Below are 19,165 nucleotides of genomic sequence, written 5' to 3'. Positions count from 1 at the left end.
TCACACGCCGTAACGGCGGGTCCACTCTTTTTCAAGGGCATCGACCCAGGAGGCATGGGGCTCGGGCAGCACTGGTGCGGTCACGGCCACTTGCCCGGGTCGCGTTGCCGATTGAAACCGCGCACGCTCAGGGGCGGGCAAACGGGCCACATCCAGCACCGTCGGGTCGCCCCAGACGTCGATGTCGGCCTTGCGTGCTTGCGCAGCGGGCGACAGCAAAAAGTTAGCGACCACCTGCGCACCGGCTTTGCTGGGTGCGTTGTACGGTATGGCCACAAAGTGCGTGTTGCCCACCGTGCCCTTGGCAAACTGCCAGCTCTGCACCGTGGAGGGCAAGCGTTTGGCGGCGATCTCGTTGGCCGCTTCGTTGGGGTTGAAGGTGAGCGCCATCACCAACTCACCATCGGCCATCATCTGGCGCACGGCGGCCGCGTTTTGCGGGAACTGTTTGCCAGCGCGCCACAAGTGCGGGTGCAGCGCATCCAGAAAACGCCACAAGGGTGCCGCTTGCGTTTGCAAGGCCTCGGGGGACACAGGGCGGGCCAGCACTTTCACATCGGGCGCGTACTCGAACAGGGCCTGCTTGACGAAGGTGGTGCCGTGGAACTCCGGCGGGCGCGGGTAGGTGATGCGCCCGGGCTGGCTGCGCGCCAAGGCCAGCAGTTCGGCCATGCTTTGGGGCAGTTTGGCCAAGCGTTTGGCATCGGCAAAAAACGTGAGCTGCGCCATCCCCCAAGGCGACTCCAGCCCGTCGGTGGGCACCGAAAAATCGACCAAGGTGGTGGGCTTGCCCACCGTGTCCACCCACTGGAAATGGGGCAAGGTGGGTGCAAAAGGCGCTGACAACAAACCAGCCTGCTTCATGGCGGCAAAGTTCTCGCCGTTGATCCAGATCAGGTCCACGGTGCCTTCGCTGTCTTGGCGCCCAGCCTGTTTTTCGGCACGCACCCGCTTGACCACATCGGCCGCATCGCTGATCTTGACGTGCTGCAATTTGACGCCAAAGTCACGCTGCAACTCGCCGGCGGCCCATTGAATGTAGGCGTTGATGCGCTCACTGCCAGCCCAAGCGTTGAAGTACACCGTTTGGCCACGGGCGGCGCGCAGGGTGTCGGGCCAAGCGTTGTGGACCGCTTGCGCTGCCGCCGGGCGCACAGCCAGGGCGGCGGGCCACACCGAAACCGCGCCCAAGGCAAGCCAGGTTTGCCGACGATTCCAACGCCGCTGCAAGGTTTCGGTGGGGGAAGAAGTCTGGTGTGTCATGTCAAGCTTGGCTGAGTAGTCCCGTGAATGGCGCCTATGGCATCACTTGCCTTGGATGCCCAGCAACTCCACCTCAAACAAGAGCGTGGCGTTGGGCGGCACCGCGCTGCCCGCGCCTCGCGCACCGTACGCGATTTCAGGCGGGCAGGTCAACTTGGCTTTGCCACCCACCTTCATGCGCTGCACGCCTTCGGTCCAACACGCGATCACGCGGTTGAGAGGAAAGTCGATGGGCTGGCCGCGTTTGTAAGAGCTGTCAAATTCGCGTCCGTCCGGGAAGGTGCCTTTGTAGTGCACCGTCACTTTGTCGCTGGCGGTGGGGCTGGCACCGTTGCCGTCTTTCAGGCTTCGATAGACCAGGCCACTGGGGGTCACCACAGCGCCTTCTTCTTTGGCGGCGGCAAGCGTCACAGCGTTTTGCGCCATGACGGCTTGGGACCACAGGGCAAGGGCGAAACACGACAGGCGAAGGGCAGTTTTCATCATGGGTGGGTAGGTTATCGAAAACGAGACCTGAGCGCCATGGGCTCAGGAAGAGAGGGTCAAGGGCAAATTGAGCAGCAGGTTTTGCGGTTTGAGTTTGAGCAGTCCCTGCTCGTTCATGGCCAGGCCCAGATACACCGGCTTGCCCTGAACGTCGGCACGCATGTCTTGCGGGTTGTCAAAACGCAATTTGAACAGGCTGATGAGTTGCTGCTGGCGCGAGGCTTGCAGCTCAATGCCCTGGTACAGGTCGTTGAGCAAAGCGGTGGCGGTCACATCCAGCCCCACATGCCAGCGCCAGGCCGGGTCATCGACTTTTTGCACCGGCTCGATGCTGACGGCCACGCCCAAAAAGTGCTGCACCCAGCGGGCCAGCACCAGCGACAAAGCCTTGAGGCCTGAGCGTGCATTGACCATGCTCAAAATCAAACCATGCGGCAATTCGTTTTGGAGTTCATGCGTCATGTCGAGCAAGAAGGCATATCGGCCCAGGCCCTCACGCTGCGCAAAATAGCGCTCGGCGTTGTCCGGGTGCAGTACCTTCACATCGACCGCCTTGAGCGTGGCGCCACCCTCCATCAAGAGGCGGCCCATCTCGCCCAGACCGCCTGTGGACTTCAGGCTGTCGAGCGTGTCGCTGTCGCCCGAGAGCACGCGCCCGCCTTCGATGGTGATGCGCTGACGGCGAAACAACAACTCGGCAGCACGCCAAACCCACGCGTCCTGCACATCGGCCAGCACATTGCACACAATGGCCTGCACCACCAGGTCGATGAAGAGCGGAGGCAGCTGGATGTTGCCGCTTTGCTGCCAGGCCATGTAGGCCGACTCCAGTGAGCCTGCAGCTTCCACTTCATCGCGAAAATGCAGAAACAGCTTGTAATTTTCGCGGACATCGTCGTCCTTGAAATGTTTGTAGTCTGCAGGGGTGACCTGCATGTTGGGCGCATCGGTCAGGGCGGCATGCAAACGCTTTTCGGCCTTGCACGACTCGGGCACCAGCGCCAACTCTGGGCGCTGCAGCCACAGGCGCCAATAGTCTGGACTGGGAACCCACCAACCCCGCTCGTTGCGTGTCAGGTGTTGGTGGCCGCAGGCCGTCCAGAAGTTGTGCATGGTGTTTTACAAGTTGGGCGCCAGCAAGCGCTGCAGGTCTTTCACCTCGACCCCACTGCGCTGTGCCAAGTCTTGCACTTGGTCGTCAGCCACTTTGCCCACGTTGAAGTACTGCGCCTCAGGGTGCGCCATGTAGAAGCCACTCACGCTGGCCGCAGGCGTCATGGCCAGGCTCTCGGTCAGGCCCATGCCAATGTCTTGGCATTGCAGCAAGTCGAACATGGCTTGTTTGGCGCTGTGGTCGGGGCAGGCCGGGTAGCCAGGTGCGGGGCGAATGCCTTGGTATTTTTCAGCGATCAACTCTTCGTTGCTCAGCGCCTCACCCGCCGCGTAACCCCACAGGTCGGTGCGCACTTTTTTGTGCAGGCACTCGGCCAGCGCTTCGGCCAAGCGGTCGGCCAATGACTTGAGCAGGATGGCGCTGTAGTCGTCGTGCGCGGCTTCAAAAGCGGCGGCGCGCTTGTCCGCACCAATGCCTGCCGTGACGGCGAAGACTCCCACATGGTCTTGCCCTGTGGGCGCAACGAAGTCGGCCAAGCAACGGCTGGGGCGCATCACCCCATCAATGCGCTGCTTCTCGGTTTGCTGGCGCAAGCCGCGCCAGGTCATGGCGACCTGCTGGCGGGACTCGTCCGTGTACAGGGCGATGTCGTCGTCGTTCACGCTGTTGGCAGGGTACAGGCCCAGCACCGCGTTGGCCGTGACCCAGCGGCCGTCGATGATTTTTTGCAACATGGCTTGGCCGTCTGCATACACCTTGCGCGCTTGCTCACCCACCACCTCGTCGTCGAGGATGGCGGGGAAAGGCCCGGCCAAGTCCCAGGTCTGGAAGAAGGGGCCCCAGTCGATGTACTGGGCAATCTCGGCCAGGTCGTAGTTCTTGAAGACACGGCGGCCAATGAACTTGGGCGCGGCGGGCACGCCTTGTGACCAGTCGATCGGCGTCTTGTTGGCGCGGGCCTGGGGCAGCGTCCACATCGGGGTTTGTTTTTTGTTGGCGTGCTGCTCGCGCACCTTGTCGTAGTCAGCGTTCAGCTCGGCGATGAACTTGGCCGCTTGCTCGGAAAGCAAGCCCTGCGCCACGCCCACGCTGCGCGAGGCATCGGGCACATAGACCACGGGGCCTGAATAGTTGGGTGCGATCTTGACAGCGGTGTGCACACGGCTGCAGGTCGCGCCGCCGATCAAGAGCGGCATTTGGCGTTCGCGGAAGTACGGGTCTTTTTCCATCTCGCTGGCCACGTACTGCATCTCTTCCAAGCTGGGCGTGATCAGGCCCGACAGGCCAATGATGTCGGCGTTTTCTTCCTTGGCCTTGGCCAAAATTTCGTGGCAAGGCACCATCACGCCCATGTTGACCACTTCGAAGTTGTTGCACTGCAAGACCACGGTGACGATGTTTTTGCCGATGTCGTGCACATCGCCCTTGACGGTGGCGATCACGATCTTGCCCTTGGCTTTCACGTCTTCGCCTGCCGCTTCTTGCGCGAGTTTTTCGGCCTCGATGTAGGGCAGCAAATGCGCCACGGCTTGCTTCATCACACGGGCGCTTTTCACCACCTGCGGCAAGAACATCTTGCCCTGGCCGAACAGGTCACCGACCACGTTCATGCCGTCCATCAGCGGGCCTTCGATCACATGCAGCGGGCGTCCGCCCTTGGCCAAAATCTCGCGGTAAGCCTCTTCGGTGTCGTCGCTGATGAAGTCGGTGATGCCGTGCACCAGGGAATAACTCAAGCGCTGCGCCACGCCCACGGGCGCGTCCACCGTGCCGCGCCAGGCCAGCTTGGTGGTCTCGTCTTTGGCCGCGCCTTTGGCGCTGTCGGCCACTTCAACCAAGCGCTCACCCGCGTCAGGGCGGCGGTTCAGCACCACGTCTTCCACCCGCTCGCGCAGCGTGGGCTCCAGGTCGTCGTACACGCCGACCATGCCCGCGTTCACGATGCCCATGTCCATGCCCGCTTGGATCGCGTGGTACAGGAACACGGTGTGGATGGCTTCGCGCACCGGGTCGTTGCCCCGGAATGAAAAACTCACGTTGGACACACCGCCCGACACCTTGGCGCCCGGCAGGTTTTGCTTGATCCAGCGCGTCGCGTTGATGAAGTCCACCGCGTAGTTGTTGTGCTCTTCGATGCCTGTGGCAATCGCAAAAATGTTCGGGTCAAAAATGATGTCTTCGGGCGGGAAGTCCACCTCGTCGACCAGCACGCGGTAAGCGCGTTCGCAAATTTCGATCTTGCGCTCATAGGTGTCGGCCTGGCCTTTTTCGTCAAACGCCATGACCACGGCGGCAGCCCCATAGCGCTTGACCAGCTTGGCCTGGCGCTTGAACTCGTCCAAGCCTTCTTTCATGCTGATCGAATTGACGATGCCCTTGCCCTGGATGCAGCGCAGACCGGCTTCGATCACGGTCCATTTGCTCGAGTCCACCATCACCGGCACGCGGGCGATGTCGGGCTCACCGGCCATCAGGTTCAAAAACCGCACCATGGCCGCCTGGCTGTCGAGCATGGCTTCGTCCATGTTCACGTCGATGACCTGCGCGCCGTTTTCGACCTGCTGACGCGCCACGGCCAGGGCCTGCTCGTACTCGCCGTTCAAGATCATGCGGGCAAAGGCCTTGGAGCCGGTCACGTTGGTGCGCTCGCCCACGTTGACGAAAGTAGCACTGGGGGACAGACCTTCAGCTCTGTCCCCCTCTGAATAGGTCACGCCGATGGAGACGGGCTCCAGACCGGACAGCTTCATGGGAGGAACAGACACGATAGAAGACGCGACAACAGACACAGGCTCACCTTGGGGCTACAGGTGAGCGTCGTTGTGCAAAACAATCAGGAATTGAAGGCCCCAAGCCTGACCTGCGGCGCCTTGACGGCGGCGGGCTGCAACGCTCCTTGGGAAGCAGAGATTTTAACCGGAGGCCTGAAAGAGAAGGTCGGCCCCCGCTTTGCACCAAGATGACAGGTTTTCCAGTTTGCAGGCCGCACAATGAGGCCATCCCTTTTCAAACGCACATGACCCCCATACCCAACCCAATCGGCCCCCTCCAAGGCGCCTCCAACTTCCGCGATGTGGGCGGTTACCGGACCGCTGACGGGCAACGCGTGCGACGCGGCCGGGTGTTCCGCTCGGACCATCTGGCGGGCTTGACCGACAGTGACGTGGCCCGTTTGCAGGCGCTGGGCGTGCGCCACAGCCTGGACTTTCGGGGCGTGGCCGAATACACCGCCACGCCTTATGCCATTGCTGGCATCGAACGTGTGGCCCTGACGATCGAGCCCACCGTGATCGCCCGCATGCAGGCCTTGGTGGCGCAAGGCATTGTGCCCACCACCGAAGAGACGGTCGACTTGATGCGCGAAACCTACCGCGATTTTGTGAACCAGAACGCGGACACTTTCGGCCGTTTTTTGAAGCACCTGCTGGAGCAGCCCACGCCCCAGGTGTTCCACTGCACGGCTGGCAAAGACCGCACGGGCTTTGCCGCTGCGCTGCTGCTGTCAGCGCTGGGCGTTGATCGGGCCACCATCGAGCACGACTATTTGCTGACCAACCAGCTTTACAAACGCGACGCCCGCTTGGAAGGCCAAGGCCACCCGCATGTGATGAAGGTGCTGTGGCAAGTGCAACCCGAGTTTTTGCATGCCGCCTTTGAAGCGGTGGACACCGAGCATGGCGGTATGGCCCACTATTTGAACGGCGCCATTGGCCTGAGCCCGCAGGAGCTGGCCGAGTTACAGCGGCTCTTGCTGGAAGACTGAGTGCGCGGGGGCGAGCCTCTGCTCGCGAATGGTGCGCGTAGCCCCTGCATGCATTCGGCCGCAGGGGCGGCCTCCCACAGAAGATCTGCTTATGCTGGGGCAAGCCTCCCACAGAAGATCTGCTGCTACAGGAGTAGCCTCCCACAAGAGGTTTGCTCCTGATGGGGCAAGCCTCCCAAAGCACTTGCTGGAAGACTGGGTTCGTGGGAGCGAGCCCCTGCTCGCGAATGGTGCGCGTTGCCCCTGCATGCATTCGGCCGCAGGGGCGGCCTCCCACAAAAGATTTGCTCCTGCTGGGGCGGCCTCCCACAAAAGATCTGCTCCTGCTGGGGCGGCCTCCCACAGAGACCAGCCTGATGTATCAGGCCGCTTCTGAATAGAAGAAGCCGCCGTGCACATGGCGCGGGGCCAGCGGGCCCACGGCACGGCTGATCGCGCCGATGTGGTCCGGCGTGGTGCCGCAGCAACCGCCCACGATGTTGACCAAGCCCTCGGCAGCAAATTCGTGGATCAAACGGCTGGTCACTTCGGGGGTCTCGTCAAAGCCGGTGTCGCTCATGGGGTTGGGCAGACCGGCGTTAGGGTAGCAGCTGATGAAGGTGTCGCCCGCGACCTTGTTCAGCTCTTGGATGTAGGGGCGCATGAGTGTCGCACCCAGGGCGCAGTTCAGGCCAATGGCCAGGGGCTGGGCGTGGCGCACGCTGTGCCAAAAGGCGGTCACGGTCTGGCCACTCAGGATGCGGCCCGAAGCATCGGTCACGGTGCCGCTGATGATCAGAGGCAGGCGCTGGCCACTGGCTTCAAAGAATTCTTCGATGGCAAACAGCGCAGCCTTGGCGTTGAGCGTGTCAAAAATCGTCTCGACCAGCAGCACATCCGAGCCGCCTTCCACCAAGGCTTCGACCTGTTCGTAATAAGCAGCGCGCAACTCTTCAAAAGTCACGTTGCGGGCACCCGCGTCGTTCACGTCGGGGCTGATGCTGGCGGTCTTGGGCGTGGGGCCCAGGGCGCCGACCACAAAACGGGGCTTGTCGGGGGTGGAGAACTTGTCGCAAGCAGCACGGGCCAATTGGGCGGACTGCAAGTTCATCTCGCGGGCCAAGTGCTGCATGTCGTAGTCGGCTTGGGCCACGGTGGTGGCGCCAAAGGTGTTGGTCTCGATCAGGTCGGCGCCGGCAGCCAAATAGCCTTCGTGGATGTCGCGGATCACGTCGGGGCGGGTCAGGCTGAGCAACTCGTTGTTGCCCTTGACGTCTTTGGGGAAGTCCTGGAAACGCTCACCTCGGTAGTCGGCCTCGGTCAATTTGAAACGCTGGATCATGGTGCCCATGGCGCCGTCGAGGATGGCGATGCGGGTGTTCAGGATGTCGGGCAGCGCTTGGGCGCGGGTGTAAACAGGGGTCTTCATGGCCCCTATTGTAAAAGTGCGGGATTCAGGCCTTTTGAAATCGGTCAAACCCTGCCGAGCGCAGCTGGCACGCCGGGCACTGGCCGCAGCCATACCCCCAGTCATGCCGTTGCGTGCGGTCGCCCAAATAGCAGGTGTGGCTGTGCTCAACGATCAAGTCCACCAGCGCTGACCCGCCGCCTTGGGGCTGGGCCTTTTGGCCCAAGTCGTGCGCCAACTGCCAAGTCTGGGCCTTGTCGATCCACATGAGCGGGGTTTCGATCAGCAACTTGCGGTCCATGCCCAGCGACAGGGCAACCTGCATGGCTTTCATGGTGTCGTCGCGGCAGTCGGGGTAGCCTGAAAAATCGGTTTCGCACACGCCCGTGACGATGACCTGCAAACCTCGGCGGTAGGCCAGGGCAGCTGCCAGCGTGAGGAAGAGCAGGTTGCGCCCAGGCACAAAGGTGTTGGGCAGACCCGAGCTTTCCATCTCAATGGCGGTGTCGCGGGTCAAGGATGTTTCGCTGATTTGGCCGAGGATGCCGGCGTCCAGCAGGTGGTCCTCGCCCATTTTGGAGGCCCATTGCGGAAAGTGCGCCTTGATGGCGGCCAGCACGTTCAGGCGGGCGTCCAGCTCAACCTTGTGGCGCTGACCATAGTCAAAGGCCAGGGTTTCGACGCGGTCGTAACGGCTCAAAGCGTGGGCCAGGCAGGTGGTGGAGTCCTGACCACCAGAAAACAGGACGAGGGCGGAGGTGTGCATGGCATGAATTGTCGTGCATGCACGAGACGCTTTCACTGTGGGAGGCCGCCCCTGCGGCCGAATACATGCTGCGCCACAGCAAGCATTCGCGAGCGGGGGCTCGCTCCCACATGCAGGATGCACAATATCGGCTGTTTTGCCCTCACCCACCCCGCTTTTGTCCCCCCATCTCCCCATCCTGCGCGAAGTTTTTGGCTACGACGCCTTTCGCGGCCCGCAGCAAGCCATCATCGACCATGTGGCGGCCGGGGGTGATGCGCTGGTGCTCATGCCCACGGGTGGTGGCAAGTCGCTGTGTTACCAAATCCCGGCCATTGCACGCCAGCGCGCAGGCCACGGCATCACCGTCGTCGTCTCGCCCCTCATCGCACTGATGCACGACCAGGTGGGCGCGCTGCACGAGGCTGGCGTGAGCGCCGCCTTTTTGAACTCCACCCTCACCAGCGAAGAAGCCAGCGACATCGAGCGGCGCTTGCTGCGCGGCGAGATCACCCTGCTGTACGCCGCACCCGAGCGGGTAACCAACGGCCGTTTTCTGGCACAGATGGACTCGCTGCTCGAGCGCGGGCTGCTCAGCCTGTTTGCGATCGACGAAGCGCATTGCGTGAGCCAATGGGGCCATGACTTTCGGCCCGAGTACCGTGGCCTGTCGGTGCTGCACGAGCGCTACCCCAGCGTGCCGCGTGTGGCACTCACGGCCACCGCCGATGCGCTCACGCGTGCCGACATCGTGGAACGCCTGCAGCTGGAGGGGGCCGAGCTGTTCATCAGCAGCTTTGACCGACCCAACATCCGCTACACCATCGTCGAGAAAAAAGACGCCAGCACCCAGCTGCTGCGCTTCATTGAGCGTGAGCACCCTGAAGAGGCGGGCGTGGTCTATTGCCAATCGCGCAAGCGGGTCGAAGAAGTCGCGGCCATGCTGTGCGAAGCCGGCATCCACGCGCTGCCCTACCACGCGGGTTTGGATGCAGGCATGCGCCAGCGGCACCAAAACGAATTTTTGCGTGAAGAAGGCGTGGTGATGGTCGCGACCGTGGCCTTTGGCATGGGCATTGACAAACCCGATGTGCGTTTTGTGGCGCACTTGGACATGCCCAAGAACATCGAAGGCTATTACCAAGAGACGGGGCGCGCCGGGCGCGACGGGCTGGCATCGGACGCTTGGATGGCCTACGGCCTGCAAGATGTGGTGAACCAGCGCCGCATGATCGACGAGAGCCCGGCCGAAGAAGAATTCAAACAGGTCATGCGCGGCAAGCTCGATGCATTGCTGGGCCTGGCCGAGGCGACCGACTGCCGCCGCGTGCGCTTGTTGGGCTATTTTGGTGAGGCCTATGCCAAACCGTCTGATGGTGAGCAGGGTGTGTACATGCCCTACTGCGGCAACTGCGACAACTGCTTGAACCCACCCGACGTGTGGGACGGCACCGATGCGGCGCGCAAATTGCTGTCGACCGTGTACCGATGCCACCAGAGCAGTGGGCACAACTTTGGGGCCAGCCACACGATGGACATCGTGCGTGGCAAAAAAACAGAAAAAGTGGTGCAGCGCGGCCACGAAAGCATCAGCACCTTCGGCTTGGGCGCGGACTACAGCGAACAGCAACTGCGTGCCGTGATGCGCCAGCTGATCGCGATTGGCGCTTTGCATGTGCACACGGAGGACGGCTTCAGCACCCTGCACCTGACCGAAGGCTCACGCGCCGTACTCAAAGGCGAGGTGCCGGTGCAGCTGCGCGAGAGCACCAGCCAGCGGGCCGACAAGCGCAGCCGCACCCGCAGCGCGCCTGGCCCGGCAGCCGCCAACCTGGGGCCAGACGCGATGGTGCGCTACATCAACCTCAAAGCTTGGCGTGCCGAGGTGGCCAAAGAACACAACCTGCCCGCGTATGTGATCTTCCACGACGCCACACTCGCCGCCATTGCTGAAAGCGCCCCACAAAGCCTGAGTGACCTGCAGGGCATCAGTGGCCTGGGCGTGAAAAAGCTCGAGGCCTACGGCGAGCAGGTGCTGCGGGTGTGCAACGGCGCAGCTTGATCACTTGCCATGTAGGAGCGAGCCCCTGCTCGCGAATGGGTGCGGGTGATCCAGCAGCCTTCGGCCGCAGGGGCGGCCTCCCACAAATCCCCCGCAGCGCAAGCGCTCAGGCAGCATTCACCTGGATCGCCCCACGCCTGATCTGGTCGCGCTCCAGACTTTCAAACAGCGCCTTGAAGTTGCCCTCACCAAAGCCTTCGTCGGCCTTGCGCTGGATGAATTCAAAGAACACAGGCCCCAGCAGGGTCTGGCTGAAGATCTGCAACAACAAGCGCTTTTCACCATGGGCCGTTGAGCCGTCCATCAAGATGCCGCGTGCTTGCAACTCGGGCACCGGTTCACCATGGCCCGGCAAACGCTCTTCGAGCATCTCGTAATAAATGTCGTTGGGGGCGCTCATCAAGGGAATGCCCGCCATTTGCAAAGCGTCGACACTTTTCAAAATGTCGTCCGTCAACAAAGCGATGTGCTGGATGCCTTCGCCGTTGAACTGCATCAAGAACTCTTCGATCTGCCCACCAGTCTTGCCCGACTCTTCGTTCAGTGGAATGCGGATCATGCCGTCAGGGGCCATCATGGCTTGGCTGGTCAGGCCCGTGTACTCGCCCTTGATGTCGAAGTAGCGGATTTCCTGGAAATTGAAGAGCTTTTCGTAAAAGCCACTCCAATACGCCATGCGCCCTTTGTAAACGTTGTGCGTCATGTGGTCGATGAGCTTGAGGCCGTGACCTGGCGGGTGGCGGTCCACGCCCTCGATGAATTCAAAGTCGATGTCGTAAATGCTCTTGCCGTCTTCAAAGCGGTCGATCAAATACAAAGGCGCACCGCCAATGCCCTTGATGGCGGGCAAACGCAACTCCATCGGGCCGGTGGGCACATCCACGGGCTGAGCCCCGAGCGCCAGCGCACGCTCGTACGCTTTGTGCGAGTCCTTGACGCGGAACGCCAAAGCGCAAGCGCAAGGGCCGTGCTCGGCAGCGAAGTAGCCCGCCAAGCTCTTGGGCTCGCGGTTGACGATGAAGTTGATGTCGCCCTGGCGGTAAAGCACCACGTCTTTGGAGCGGTGCTTGGCCACCAGCGTGAAGCCCATTTTTTCAAACAGGGGCTCCAAGGTGTTGGCGACAGGGGATGCAAACTCGACGAACTCAAAGCCGCACAGGCCCATGGGGTTGTCAAACAAATCGGCCATCAAAAATCTCCAGTGAACAGCCGGGCTGCGCTGCAGGGTGAGCGCAGCCCGCATTGAAATCGGACAAAAAAGAGAGGGAATTTAGAGGGCCTGCGGCGGCGCGCAAGGCTTGCCCCGCGTGCTGCGCGCGAGGTGGATGCCGAAAATCAAAACCTGGATGGCCATGCGGTGATTGTGAGGGGCATCGACCGCTTGGGCAAGACCCCACGTTTCAGGCCACGGCTTTCAAGGCGCGCAAGCGTTCAATGTCGCCAGCACTCAGGCCCAGGCCGCGCAACAGCTCATCGGTGTTTTCGCCTTGGTAAGGCGGCTCCAGCCGCACACCCAAACGCTGGCCCCCCATGGTGAAGGGCAGCAAGGCCGCAGGCACGCTTTGCCCGGACTTGGCGCCATCGGTCAAGCGCACATCGGCCAAGCCCCCGGTGGCTTGCAGGTGGGGGTCGTCAAACAGTTCTTCGGGCTTGACGATGGGCGCAAAGGGCAAACCGGCTTTTTCAAAAATGGCCGCCAGCTCGGCCGCTGTGAAGGCCGCCAGCCGGCGGCGCAGTTCGGGGATGAGCTCGGCGCGCAAGGTCACGCGGGCGTTGTTGTCGCTGTAGCGCGGGTCGGCTTGGAGGTCGGCAAAGCCGAGTTCATCGCAGAACGTGACCCACTGCGCATCGCTCACGGCCGCCAAAAAGATGTGCTCACCGTTCTTGACCGTGAACACGTCATACACGGCCCAGGCCGAGATGCGGTTGGGCATGGGCTCGGCCGCTTTGCCCGTGATGGCGTACTGCAGCATGTGCTGGCCCACCAGGAACACGTTGTTCTCGAACAAGGCCGACTGGATTTCTTGCCCACGCCCGGTGATGCCGCGCTGGATCAGCGCGCCCAGCACACCGATGGCCCCAAACATACCGCCCATGATGTCGTTCACGCTGGTGCCTGCTCGCAAGGGGTCGCCCGGGCGCCCGGTCATGTAAGCCAGGCCCCCCATCATTTGCACGACTTCGTCGAGTGCTGTACGGTGGTCGTATGGGCCAGGCAAAAAACCCTTGAGGCTCGCATAAATCAGCTGGGGGTGCTGGGCCGACAAGCTGGCATAGTCCAGCCCGTACTTGACCATGGTGCCGGGCTTGAAGTTTTCGGCCACCACATCGGCCGTGGCGCACAAACGACGCGCCACCTCGGCGCCTTCAGCAGACTGCAGGTTGAGTTGGATGCTCTTTTTGTTGCGGTTGAACATCGGGAAAAAGCCCGCGCCCGAACCCAGCAAGTGCCGTGTGCGGTCACCCTCCAACGGCTCGACTTTGATGACTTCGGCCCCCATGTCGGCCAGCACCATCCCGCAGGTCGGGCCCATGACCATGTGGGTGAACTCGACAACCCGCAGGCCTTCAAGTGCAAGTTTTTGGGCGGGGACGCTCATGCGCAAACTCAGCGGTAAAACGCCTCGACTTTGCCTTTGAGCTTGATCAACAAGGGCTGGCCCTTGCGGTCCAGTGTTTTGCCAGCGGGCACGCGCACCCAGCCTTCGCTGATGCAGTACTCCTCGACGTCGGTGCGGTCCTTGTCGTTGAAGCGGATGCCGATGTCGTGCTCGAAGACAGCGCGCACATGGTGCGGGCTGCGGGCGTCGATGGACAAGCGGTCAGGCAGTGGCGGGCGGGCGTCAGCAGAAATGTCGGGTTGGGATGCTTCGGTCATAGGATGGTTCATTTTTCACAAGCTTCTGAATCTAAACCAAATGTGCATTGTTTTCACGGTCACCTTTGAAAACAATGCCTTCAAAGAAGGGCCTGCCCATGCCTCATGGGCCCACACCCGATGACAAACGCAAAAGACCATAAAACAAAATCGCCAAAAATACGGTCTCCATCAGCATCAAAAGCACGGGCTTCCAACCGACGGCCACCACATCCTTGAGGTGGGTTTTCATGCCAATCGCGGCCATGGCGACCACCAGACACCATTGCGATGCGGCCTTGCCGATATCAATGACCCCAGTGGGCATGACACCCGTGCTGCGAATGCCCACCAGCACTATGAATGCGACAGCAAACCAGGGCAGCAAGGGCGGCCGTTTGGCATGCGCTTCGCTCTCTTTTTGGGTCACCCTGTAGCGCGCAGTCATCCATGAGGCCAAAACAATGACCGGCACCAGCATCGCCACGCGCAACAGCTTGATGAGTGTGGCGGTATCCCCTGTATCAGCCGAAATGCTGTAACCGGCGCCCACCACTTGGGCGACATCGTGGATCGTGCCTCCCAGAAAAAAACCAGCATCCTGGTTAGAAAAGTTCAAACCATGCACGATCAATGGATAGAGCATCATGGCGAGGGTGGACAAGGTGCTCACACCCACCACGGTGAACAGGGTCGCGCGCTCTTTCAGTGGGTGCTTGGGCATGGCCGCAGACAAGGCCAATGCAGCAGAGGCGCCGCAAATGGCCACAGCGCCACCCGTGAGCAAGCCAAAGAAGGCTTTGAATCCCATCCATCGGGCCAGGGCGATACCGACTGCAATGGTCAACACCACACTCACCACCACCATCAACACCGGTTGCCAACCCAATGCCACCACCTGATCCAGCGTGATTCGCAAGCCGAGCAAGGCAACGCCTGTGCGCAGAATCAATTTGGCCGCCACATCCAGCCCTGCTCGGTATCGGTCAACTTCCGAAAGAAAGTTCAACGCCATGCCCAGCAGCAATGCAAACAGCATGACCGGTGCACCGTAACGCTCAGAAAGAAACATGGCAGCCATCGCCACGATGGCACTGACCAGCAAACCTGGTGCCGAACGCAGCGGCTTCTCGTGCAGCGGGCTCATGCTGAAAGCGGGATATCCCTGGTTGGCCTGTGCGGGAAAGTCGGTTGCAAAACCGCCGCTTGTCTGCGCATGAAAAGCTCCTGTGGATCGTCAACAACACCGCCATCGCTGGTGCCAATGGCTTGGTTCGATTCTGTTTCGATCCGTCTTTTTGCTTTTACCAATCCATGCCACTGGTTTACCTATCCGTGACAACAGGCATGCCGGAATGGCCCGCCACCTGAGGCAGCCCTGCACGCATGGCGGAGGGTGTTGCACCAAACTGCGTTGTGAACCACCGCGTGAAAGAGCTCAGATTGGAGTACCCCAACTGCTCGGCAATGCGTCCCAATGAATGGCTTTTGTTGGCGATGTAGCGTTGGGCCAACTCACTTCGCACATCGTTGATCAATGTGGAAAACGCCACCGAGTGGTCATCAAGACGCCGTTGGAGCGTGCGCACATTCAACCCCAAACCTTGCGCAATCTGTTCCACACTGGCCCTGCCCATGGGCAAAAGCAGGTAAATGGATTTGCGCACATCCAGAACAAGGGAGGATTGCCCCTGATGCGGAATGGCCTCGATGAAAGACTGTGCATAACTGGCCATGCCCGAATCCGCCTGTGTGTTGGGTCTGTCCAGGTCCGCACTGAGACAGACCAAGCCATTGAACGCCGCATCGAACTCCACGGGACAACCCAACACGCGTCGGTGCACCTTCAAATCAGGGGGGGCCGAATGTGTGAAATGCACGGTTCTGGGGTGCCACTGGGGTCCAAGCATGGCCCGAAAGATCAACAGCAGGGTCCCGACAGCCAGCTCGGTGGACTGGCGTGAAGGTCTGGCATCGCCGGTCACCACCTCTTCACGTATCAAAGTGGTTTTGCCCATGTCTTCGATGTGCATGGCCAAGGACTCGTTGAGCAAATGCCTGTAGTGCACGATGGTGTGGAGTGCTGCACGCAAAGACGGCTGATGCGTCAAAAGCAAGCTGATCGGTCCAAAGTCGGACAACAAACGGGCCTCGGCCATCAGCAAGCCAAACGTCACGCAAGCCGTCTTCTGCGCCGATTTTTCCAAAAGCGTGACCGCCGCACCGACAGGGATGCGCTGTGCCGAGTTGGACAACACGCTGGGGTTCAGTCCCACCTCATGCAAAAACGTCAAGGGATTCAATCCCAAGCGCCGTGACACGGCCTCGTAATGAGACAGCACGGCCGCTCGGACCTGGGTCCCCGCTTGGCTTTTGACAGTGGAAGACATCGGCGATCGGCTCAAGGTGGGCATCCCGTTCGTCAGGGGTTGAGATTGTCATGAAATGCTAAATGAATGGCATGAAATGATAAATAAGGAACAACCCGCATGGCCTACATTGACCTTCCATAGACACCCCCGTCGTCACAAGGAGCTCGCTGCATGGCCAAAGTTGTTCGATTTCATGAAACAGGTGCGCCGCAAGTTTTGAGGCTGGAGGACATGGCGGTTGGCACGCCCGGCGCGGGTGAAGTGCGCTTGCGCCATGTTGCAGTCGGTCTCAACTACGCAGACACCTACTTTCGCAACGGCACTTACCCCATTCCTTTGCCCAATGGCATTGGCGTCGAGGCCGCTGGCGTGGTGGAGCAAGTCGGCGAAGGTGTCAGCAATGTTCAGGTCGGCGACCATGTCACTTACACCGGCTTTCTCAACACACTGGGGGCCTACAGCACCGAGCGGATCATCTCGGCGGCCCCCTTGATCAAACTGCCCGACGGCATCGCCTGCGAAACAGCCGCAGCGATGACCATGCGCGGCCTGACGTCTGCTTATTTGATGCGCCGCATCTACGCGTTCAAGGCAGGCGACACGCTGCTGCTGCATGCGGCCGCTGGCGGTGTAGGCCTCATCGTGTCGCAATGGGCGAAATTGTTGGGCTTGACCGTGATCGGCACCGTTTCCACCGAAGAAAAAGCAGCGGTTGCCAAGGCGCATGGCTGTGACCACACCATCAACTACAGCCACGAAGACGTCGCCAAACGGGTCAAGGACATCACCAGCGGCGCAGGGGTTCATGTCGTCTTCGACAGCGTGGGAAAAAGCACGTTCCATGCCTCGCTCGATTCCCTCAAAAAACGCGGGCTCATGGTCTGCGTGGGCACCGCCTCAGGGACGATTCCCCCCTTTGACCCACAGCTTCTGGCCATGAAGGGCTCGCTCTTCATGACGCGTCCGGCACTGGCCGACTACATCAGCGACCCGGTTGAAAAAGCCGAACTGGCCAAGGAGCTGTTTGACCATGTGGCGACAGGCCGCATCCGTATTGAAATCAACCAGCGTTATGCACTGGAAGACGCGGTGAAAGCCCACGAGGACCTGGAGTCCCGAAAAACAACCGGCTCATCCATCTTCGTCATCTGATCAGAAGGGTTGCCCATGAAGATAGAACAACTCACCTGCGCCATTGGTGCAGAGCTCACGGGTGTGAATCTGGCCGATGCGGCGCATGACGATGGCTTGTTCGCGGCGATCAAGGCGGCTCTGCTCAAGCACCGAGTGCTTTTCTTGCGCCATCAGGACATCGCACGCGCCGATCATGTGGCCTTTGCGCGGCGCTTTGGAGAGCTGGAAGACCATCCTGTTGCAGGCAGCGATCCCGATCACCCAGGTCTGGTGCGCATCTACAAATCACCCGAGCACCCCAATGACCGTTACGAGAACTCATGGCACACCGACGCCACGTGGCGCGAATCGCCGCCCATGGGTTGTGTGCTGCGCTGCGTTGAATGCCCACCGGTCGGTGGCGACACCATGTGGAGCAACATGGTGCTGGCCTATGAAAAACTGCCCGAAGTCATCAAAGCACAAATCGCCGATCTGCGCGCTCGCCACAGCATCGAGTGCACCTTTGGTGCCGCCATGCCGATCGAAAAACGTCTGGCCCTCAAAGCCCTCTACCCAGACGCCGAACACCCCGTGGTGCGTACGCACCCGGAAACCGGTGAAAAAACGCTGTTTGTGAACGGCTTCACCACCCATTTCACCAACTTCCACACGCCCGACAACGTGCGGTATGGGCAAGACTTCACCCAAGGCAGCGCTGCCTTGCTGCAATACCTGATCAGCCAAGCCGCCATCCCCGAATACCAAGTCCGTTGGCGCTGGCAACCCAACAGCGTGGCCATCTGGGATAACCGATCCACCCAACACTACGCCGTCATGGACTACCCACCCTGCCACCGCAAGATGGAGCGGGCCGGGATCATGGGCGACAAGCCTTTCTGAACCCACTGACACGAACAACAGCACGCAAGGACTCACCATGAACTTTCTCGACGGCTCACTCTTTCCAGAAAACCAGGACAAGCTGGTCATCACGGCAGCCCCCTATGGCCCCGAATGGATTCCCGCCGATTTTCCGCAAGACATTCCAGTGACGATGGAAGCCCAAATCCAGAAAGCCGTGGACTGCTACAACGCAGGCGCATCCGTGCTGCACCTGCATGTGCGTGAACTCGATGGCAAAGGCAGCAAACGCCTGTCCAAATTCAACGAGCTGATTGCGGGCGTGCGAGAAGCCGTGCCGGACATGGTCATTCAAGTCGGCGGTTCGATCTCGTTTGCACCCGAATCTGACGGTGCCGCCGCCAAGTGGTTGTCGGACGACACCCGCCACATGCTGGCGGAACTCGACCCCAAACCCGACCAAGTCACGGTGACGGTCAACACCACGCAAATGAACATCCTGGAGCACATGGATGTGCGCGACTATGCAGGCACCTCGCTGGCCGAGCCCGCCTCTGCTCGCGCCTACAGCGAAATGATCGTGCCCTCGAACCCGGCTTGGTTTGAAGAGCACATCCGCAGGCTGAGCGCGGCGGGTATTCAAAGCGCTTTCCAGTTCTACAACATCAACAGCTTTGAAACCGTGGAGCGCCTGATTCGCCGAGGTGTTTACAAAGGCCCGCTGGTCATGAACTGGGTGGCGATCAGCGGCGGCATGGATGCGCCCAACATTTACAACTTGGCCAATTTTGTGCGGGCCGCGCCCGATGGTTGCATGCTGACCGTGGAAAGCAGCATGCGCAATGTGCTGCCCATCAACATGATCGGCATGGCCCTGGGCCTGCATGTGCGCTGCGGCATCGAAGACAACATCTGGAATCAGCAACGTTCTGAGAAGATGAGCACGGTCGCACAAATCGAGCAACTGGTTCGAATCGCCCATGAAATGGGCCGCCCTGTGGCCAACGGCCAAGAGGCCCGTGACATTCTCAAGATCGGTGTGTTCTACGACACCGTGGAAGAAACATTGGCCGCCAACGGCTTTGCACCCAACCCGAAGGGCGGGCAGCAAGGCTTCCTGCGCAAAGTCGCCTGAGCCG

16 protein-coding genes and 1 riboswitch are annotated in these 19,165 nt (G+C 60.8%); of the genes, 5 read left to right on the top strand and 11 right to left on the bottom strand.

The features are described 5' to 3' along the window. The 4 genes from B9Z31_RS04005 to metH form a co-directional block, all read right to left on the bottom strand. Positions 1–1,263, bottom strand: a complete 1,263-nt coding sequence (locus B9Z31_RS04005) for an ABC transporter substrate-binding protein (RefSeq protein ID WP_100118258.1) — start codon at positions 1,261–1,263, stop codon at positions 1–3. 42 nt (positions 1,264–1,305) lie between these two features. Further along, complete coding sequence (locus B9Z31_RS04000) at positions 1,306–1,689, bottom strand: FKBP-type peptidyl-prolyl cis-trans isomerase (protein WP_233200723.1); 384 nt, start codon at positions 1,687–1,689, stop codon at positions 1,306–1,308. Between the two features lie 102 nt (positions 1,690–1,791). Beyond that, on the bottom strand, positions 1,792–2,862 hold the full coding sequence (locus tag B9Z31_RS03995) for a DUF6352 family protein (protein ID WP_100118257.1): 1,071 nt from the start codon (positions 2,860–2,862) through the stop codon (positions 1,792–1,794). Between the two features lie 6 nt (positions 2,863–2,868). Continuing rightward, on the bottom strand, positions 2,869–5,613 hold the full coding sequence (metH, locus tag B9Z31_RS03990) for a methionine synthase (RefSeq protein ID WP_100118256.1): 2,745 nt from the start codon (positions 5,611–5,613) through the stop codon (positions 2,869–2,871). A 55-nt stretch (positions 5,614–5,668) separates the two neighbouring features. Beyond that, positions 5,669–5,767: riboswitch (S-adenosyl-L-homocysteine riboswitch) on the bottom strand. Positions 5,768–5,879: 112 nt separating this feature from the next. Here metH and B9Z31_RS03985 point away from each other — a divergent pair. Beyond that, complete coding sequence (locus tag B9Z31_RS03985; protein WP_100118355.1) at positions 5,880–6,626, top strand: tyrosine-protein phosphatase; 747 nt, start codon at positions 5,880–5,882, stop codon at positions 6,624–6,626. Between the two features lie 361 nt (positions 6,627–6,987). Here B9Z31_RS03985 and B9Z31_RS03980 read toward each other — a convergent pair whose 3' ends face one another. Next, positions 6,988–8,034, bottom strand: a complete 1,047-nt coding sequence (locus B9Z31_RS03980) for a homocysteine S-methyltransferase family protein (RefSeq protein ID WP_100118255.1) — start codon at positions 8,032–8,034, stop codon at positions 6,988–6,990. Between the two features lie 25 nt (positions 8,035–8,059). Then, complete coding sequence (queC, locus tag B9Z31_RS03975; protein ID WP_100118254.1) at positions 8,060–8,779, bottom strand: 7-cyano-7-deazaguanine synthase QueC; 720 nt, start codon at positions 8,777–8,779, stop codon at positions 8,060–8,062. A gap of 157 nt (positions 8,780–8,936) precedes the next feature. Here queC and recQ point away from each other — a divergent pair, with 157 nt between their 5' ends. Continuing rightward, the gene (gene recQ, locus B9Z31_RS03970; protein ID WP_100118253.1) at positions 8,937–10,820 is read left to right on the top strand and encodes a DNA helicase RecQ; all 1,884 of its coding nucleotides are present in this window, start codon (positions 8,937–8,939) and stop codon (positions 10,818–10,820) included. A 106-nt stretch (positions 10,821–10,926) separates the two neighbouring features. On the opposite strand, the gene hppD is transcribed toward recQ, so the two are convergent. The 5 genes from hppD to B9Z31_RS03945 all read right to left on the bottom strand — a co-directional run bounded on the left by hppD (position 10,927) and on the right by B9Z31_RS03945 (position 16,067). Beyond that, a complete protein-coding gene (hppD, locus tag B9Z31_RS03965) occupies positions 10,927–12,009 on the bottom strand; it encodes a 4-hydroxyphenylpyruvate dioxygenase (RefSeq protein WP_100118354.1) in 1,083 nt (360 codons plus the stop codon). A gap of 211 nt (positions 12,010–12,220) precedes the next feature. Then, positions 12,221–13,420 (bottom strand): CaiB/BaiF CoA-transferase family protein, encoded by a 1,200-nt coding sequence (locus tag B9Z31_RS03960; protein ID WP_100118252.1) that lies wholly within the window; start codon positions 13,418–13,420, stop codon positions 12,221–12,223. An 8-nt stretch (positions 13,421–13,428) separates the two neighbouring features. Next, on the bottom strand, positions 13,429–13,698 hold the full coding sequence (locus B9Z31_RS03955; protein ID WP_100118251.1) for a DUF3297 family protein: 270 nt from the start codon (positions 13,696–13,698) through the stop codon (positions 13,429–13,431). A gap of 103 nt (positions 13,699–13,801) precedes the next feature. After that, positions 13,802–14,824 (bottom strand): YeiH family protein, encoded by a 1,023-nt coding sequence (locus B9Z31_RS03950; protein WP_100118250.1) that lies wholly within the window; start codon positions 14,822–14,824, stop codon positions 13,802–13,804. A 178-nt stretch (positions 14,825–15,002) separates the two neighbouring features. Further along, positions 15,003–16,067 (bottom strand): AraC family transcriptional regulator, encoded by a 1,065-nt coding sequence (locus B9Z31_RS03945; RefSeq protein ID WP_100118353.1) that lies wholly within the window; start codon positions 16,065–16,067, stop codon positions 15,003–15,005. Positions 16,068–16,220: 153 nt separating this feature from the next. Here B9Z31_RS03945 and B9Z31_RS03940 point away from each other — a divergent pair, with 153 nt between their 5' ends. From B9Z31_RS03940 to B9Z31_RS03930, 3 genes are read left to right on the top strand one after another with little or no spacing between them, the layout of a single operon-like run. After that, positions 16,221–17,201 carry a quinone oxidoreductase gene (locus tag B9Z31_RS03940; protein ID WP_100118249.1) on the top strand — a complete coding sequence of 327 codons (981 nt, stop codon included), beginning with the start codon at positions 16,221–16,223 and terminating at the stop codon, positions 17,199–17,201. A gap of 15 nt (positions 17,202–17,216) precedes the next feature. Continuing rightward, positions 17,217–18,065: a TauD/TfdA family dioxygenase gene (locus tag B9Z31_RS03935; protein ID WP_100118248.1), complete on the top strand. Its 849-nt coding sequence runs from the start codon at positions 17,217–17,219 to the stop codon at positions 18,063–18,065. A gap of 37 nt (positions 18,066–18,102) precedes the next feature. Beyond that, entirely contained in the window at positions 18,103–19,161 is a 1,059-nt protein-coding gene (locus tag B9Z31_RS03930) for a 3-keto-5-aminohexanoate cleavage protein (protein ID WP_100118247.1), read from the top strand. Positions 19,162–19,165: the final 4 nt, after the last annotated feature.

The sequence above is a fragment of the Limnohabitans sp. G3-2 genome (genome assembly GCF_002778275.1).
Taxonomy (GTDB): Bacteria; Pseudomonadota; Gammaproteobacteria; order Burkholderiales; family Burkholderiaceae_C; genus Limnohabitans_A.
Note: the sequence above shows the minus strand (reverse complement) of the source record. Positions and strands in the feature narration are given on the sequence as shown.